Consider the following 3,219-nt stretch of genomic DNA (forward strand, 5'->3'; position numbering starts at 1 on the left):
ACCATGTCCCGCAGAAAAACATCGGGCACATCACGCCCATTCAGGCGCTTAAGGATTGGCACAAAAAACAACCGGAATTATTCAAAAAGAAAATCTATGATCTATCGGGACTTGACAAGTATTTATTAAATACGGTTCATTCATCAACGCTGTTATTGCTTTCTTGATCGTGGCTTTTGTGCTGTTCCTGGTCATCAAGGCAATGAACAAGGCCAAGGAGGCCATGGAAGAGGAGAAGGAGGAAGAGGCTGCTGCGGAACCTCCCAAGCAGGAAGTGTTGCTCGAAGAAATACGTGATCTGCTCAAGAGCAAGGCTGGCTGATCCGGCGTCAGTGCGGGTTGTGTTTGGCCGCTGCGTGCTGATGTGCGGTAAGCCTGTCAGTACAAAGCGGCCTTTTCTGTCATGAACGCTCCGCCCGGATAAGCCGGTCAATCCTCTTCCTCCTCCACAATGCCCTGTGGCGGCACCAGGCCATATTCGTTGATCATACGGCGCAGCCGCGGCCTGGATACGCCAAGCACTTCGCAGGCTTTGCCCCTGTGCCAGTTGTTGGCTTCCAGTATTCTGCTGATATGTTCTTTTTCGATGTCCTTCAGGCTGCGGGCCGTGAGAGGTTTTTCCGCTGTCGGCGGAGTGCTGCCCATGCTCTGGCAGAGTATGTGTTCCGGTAACAGTTCCCGGGTAAAGGTATCGCTGTGAGAAAGCGCAACACCTTTCATGAGCACGTTTTCCAGCTCCCTTATATTCCCGGGCCATTGATAGGCTTCCATGCAGCCCAGCACATCTTTGGATATGTGGGTGACATTGCTGTGCAGTTCCTGGTTGATCCGGCCCAGCAGGGTCTGGATGAGATCCATGAGATCTTCCTTGCGTTCACGTAACGGGGCAGGTGAATGTTGATGACCTGCAGGCGATAGTACAGGTCTTCACGGAAGCTTCCTTCCTGCACCTTCTGTTCAAGGTCGACATTGGTTGCCGTGATGACACGGGCGTCCGAATGCTGGGCCTGTTTGGCGCCCAGTGGTGTGTATTCCTTGTATTGCAGTACGCGCAGCAGCTTGGCCTGCATGGCGGGAGAAAGTTCACCTACCTCATCGAGAAAGATGGTGCCGCCGCGGGACAGGGAGAATTTACCTTCCTGTTTGCCCACTGCGCCAGTGAATGCTCCTTTCTCGTGGCCAAACATGTCCGACTCCAACAGTGTTTCCACCAGGGCGGCGCAGTTGATGGCAATGAATGGGCCGTCTGGCGTTTCACTGGAGCGATGCACTGCACGGGCCACCAGTTCCTTGCCGGTGCCCGACTCGCCGGTGATCAGTACCGTAGCCGGGCTCTTTGCCACCAGGCCTATGGTCTTGAATACTTCTTTCATGGCGCGGCTGCGGCCCACCATGCTCGGGTGCCCGTTGATGTTTTCCTGGCCTGTGGAGAACAGCAGTTCATCGCTGTCCTTGCTGGTGTTCAGCAGCTTTACGATGGAAGCATCGAGTTCATCGATATCGATGGGTTTGTGGATATAGTCGTCGGCACCTTTCTGCATGGCCTCGATGGTGCTGTCCATATCATGAAAAGCTGTGATCATAATGATACAAACCTGAGGGTGCTGCGCCTTGAAGTCGGGCAGTCCTTCCAGGCCGGATCTGCCCGGCATGCGGATGTCGAGAATGATGAGATCGGGACTGTAGCTGGTGGCAGTTTCCAGCCCTTCATCGACGCTTGCCGCCAGTTTTACCTGGTGTTCCTGGCTGCTGAGATGCAGCTGCAGCGTGCGGCTGCTGGCAATATCATCATCAACGATAAGGATCTTGCTCATGATCTTGACTCTCTGTTTTGGGGTTCTGTGTTGCCGGGTTGATCGGCAGTATGACGGAGATGCATGTGCCGGCTGGCTTGTTGTCGGACACGTAAATGTTTGCCTGGTGCTGGTCGAGGATGCGTTTCACGATTGCCAGCCCCAGACCAGTGCCTTTTGCCCGGGTAGTGAAAAAGGGTTCGAACATGCGTTTTTGGTCCTCGGCATCGATGCCGCAGCCATTGTCGCAGATGTCGATGCGCACATTGGTTCCTTCGTGACCCAGTTCGATCATGGCTTCTATACTCACTTGGGGAGAGTCGCTGTCGATCGTTGCCTGAAAGGCGTTGGCGATGAGATTCGAAAACACCTGCCGCAGCTTGGTGGCATCGGCATAGATGGTAGGCAGGCCGGAATGATACTGGGTGTGCAGGGTGATTTTTTTCTTGTGCCGGCGACGCTGTGACATGCCGATGGACAGGTCGATCACCTTGTCGATGGGGATCCATTCGGGTTTGAGTGCATCCGGGCGGGAATAGGAGAGCATGTCGGAAAGGATTTCTTCCATGTAGCGGATCTGCTCCAGGGAGATATGGCACAGTTCATTGGTGTCGGCGCTGACAGCGGGGTCGGCTTTCTTGTCCAGGATCTGCAGGGTCATTTTGACTGACGACAGGGGGTTGCGCAGGTCATGGGCGATCATGCTGGCCATGCGCCCCATGGCAGCCATGGTTTCTGCCAGTGCCAGCTCGCGGTTCTGTTTTTCGACCTCCTTTTCGAGCCGCTTCTTTTCCGTGATGTCTTCCTTGACGGCAAGAATGCTGGTGATGTTACCCTCGTTGTCCCGTATGGCAGAAATGGCAGCGGCTTCCCAGAACAGTTCTCCGTTCTTGCGGCGGTTGTGAAACTCTCCCCGCCATTCACCGCCATTCCTGATCGTATCCCAAAGGTTACTGTATTCCTCCCGGCTGGTTTCACCGGATTTCAGCAGGCGCGGGTTGCGGCCTATGACTTCTTCCGCACTGTAGCCTGATACCTCGGTGAACTTGGGATTCACATATTCGATGTCGCCCTGGGGGTTGGTGATGACTACGGAGCTGGGGCTTTGCTCTACCGCCTGGTAAAGTTTGAGCAGTTCACTTTCCGTGCGGCGCATTTCTGTGATGTCTTCACCGATGCCGGTAACACCGATGACTTCGCCCTTGCTGTCGTAGGACAGCGTATTGTTCCAGGTGATGAGGCGGGGTTCCCCATCGCGGGTCTTTACCTGCAGTTCCAGGTGTGAAGGAAAGCTTTGCGGGGTGTCCATCTTCCGGATGATGCCGGATACCTGTTCCTGGTCTTCATCCACAACGAATTTCTTTATCCAGTTTTTACCGATGACATCATCACGTTCCCAGCCGGTGATGTCGAGAAAATGATTGTT

The 3,219-nt window shown here is 54.4% G+C and carries 4 protein-coding genes; 1 reads left to right on the forward strand and 3 read right to left on the reverse strand.

Annotated elements, in window-relative coordinates:
* Positions 1-169 precede the first annotated feature (169 nt).
* Positions 170-322, forward strand: coding sequence for an MscL family protein (locus ACOCD2_RS15025; protein ID WP_308317790.1), 153 nt, complete (start codon positions 170-172; stop codon positions 320-322).
* Between the two features lie 107 nt (positions 323-429).
* Here ACOCD2_RS15025 and ACOCD2_RS15030 read toward each other — a convergent pair whose 3' ends face one another.
* From ACOCD2_RS15030 to ACOCD2_RS15040, 3 genes are all read right to left on the reverse strand, one after another.
* Positions 430-858, reverse strand: coding sequence for a helix-turn-helix domain-containing protein (locus ACOCD2_RS15030; RefSeq protein WP_305800338.1), 429 nt, complete (start codon positions 856-858; stop codon positions 430-432).
* A complete protein-coding gene (locus tag ACOCD2_RS15035; RefSeq protein WP_305800339.1) occupies positions 741-1,814 on the reverse strand; it encodes a sigma-54-dependent transcriptional regulator in 1,074 nt (357 codons plus the stop codon). The genes ACOCD2_RS15030 and ACOCD2_RS15035 overlap by 118 nt, the downstream gene beginning before the upstream one ends.
* Positions 1,792-3,219, reverse strand: a 1,428-nt coding sequence (locus tag ACOCD2_RS15040) for a PAS domain-containing sensor histidine kinase (RefSeq protein WP_293649291.1), incomplete at its 5' end; no start/stop codon positions are given. The genes ACOCD2_RS15040 and ACOCD2_RS15035, both read right to left, overlap by 23 nt.

It is taken from the genome of Thiolapillus sp. (assembly GCF_048562965.1).
GTDB lineage: Bacteria > Pseudomonadota > Gammaproteobacteria > Chromatiales > Chromatiaceae > Thiolapillus > Thiolapillus brandeum_A.